The sequence below is a fragment of the Mycobacterium sp. ML4 genome (assembly GCF_054515735.1).
Window position 1 is genome coordinate 1 of record NZ_JBTNSY010000078.1, and the last position, 1,330, is coordinate 1,330.

Below are 1,330 nucleotides of genomic sequence, written 5' to 3' on the forward strand. Positions count from 1 at the left end.
AGCGCACCGGCCGCATCCGGCCCCCGGTGACGCCGGTGCGGCGCCCGGAGCGGATCCCGTTGTCGTATGCCCAGCAGCGGTTGTGGTTCCTCAACCAATTCGAAGGCGGTGCCGCGACCTACAACATGCCCACCGCGTTTCGGATCACCGGGGCGCTGGATGTCGAGGCGCTGGGTGCGGCCATCGATGATGTCATCGCCCGCCATGAATCGCTGCGCACCATATTTCCCGACATTGACGGTGTGCCGTTTCAGGAGGTACTGCCGGCCCGGACCGGGATGTGGCGACGCCGGGGCGCGACGGTGGTGTCGTTACCCGAGCAGGATGTGGCCGGCGACTTGGTGGCGCTGGCAGGGTATCGGTTCGATTTGTCGGCGGAGATCCCTATTCGTGCGCAGATCTATTCGGTGGGGCCCGAGCAGCATGTGGTGGGGATTGTGGTGCACCACATCGCCTGTGATGGGTGGTCACTGGCTCCGATGGTCCGTGATATGGGCCAGGCTTATCGAGCGCGGCGGCAGGGCCGGGCCCCGCAGTGGGCGCCGTTGGCGGTGCAGTATGTGGATTACACGTTGTGGCAACGGGAGTGGTTGGGGGCGGAGACTGATCCGGACAGTGTGATTGCTGGGCAGGTGGCCTACTGGCGGCAGGAGTTGGCCGATCTGCCGGAGGTGGTGTCGCTGCCGGCGGATCGGGCCCGCCCGGCGGTGCCCAGTTACCGCGGTGATGGGGTGGAGGTGCGCATCGACCCGCCGGTGTGGGCGGGGGTCAAGGCGCTGGCGGCGGCGCATAACGCGACGGCCTCGATGGTGTTGCAGGCGGTCTTGGCGGTGGTGTTGCACCGGGCCGGGGTGGGTGAGGACATTGTGATGGGCGCGCCGATCGCCGGGCGGCTGGACGAGGCACTCGATGATCTGGTCGGGTTCTTCGTCAATACGTGGGTGTCGCGGGTGAGCGTCAACTCCCGGCACCGGTTCAGCGATGTGCTCCAGCAGGTGCGTCAGAAGGCGCTCGACGCCTACAGCAACCAGGATGTGCCGTTCGAGCTCCTGGTTGAGCAGCTCAACCCGGTGCGCTCCGCGGCGCATCATCCGCTGTTTCAGGTGGCCATGGCTTTCCAGAACAATGTGCGCCCCAAGGTGGTGGCGATCGACGGGGTCAGCGTCGAGCAGCTGGCGGTGTTCACCCGCACCGCCAAGTTCGACCTGGATTTCGATCTGGGTGAGGTGCCGACCGAGGACCCGGCCGCCCCGATGGCCGCCGGGACGGTGTCGTATGCCACCGATTTGTTTGACCGGGCCAGCATCGAGCGGTTGGTCACCCGGTTCGT

At 66.7% G+C, this 1,330-nt stretch carries 1 protein-coding gene; it reads left to right on the forward strand.

What is annotated here, in order from left to right:
• Positions 1 to 1,330, forward strand: a 1,330-nt coding sequence (locus ACX9NE_RS29260) for a condensation domain-containing protein (protein WP_459365267.1), incomplete at both ends; no start/stop codon positions are given.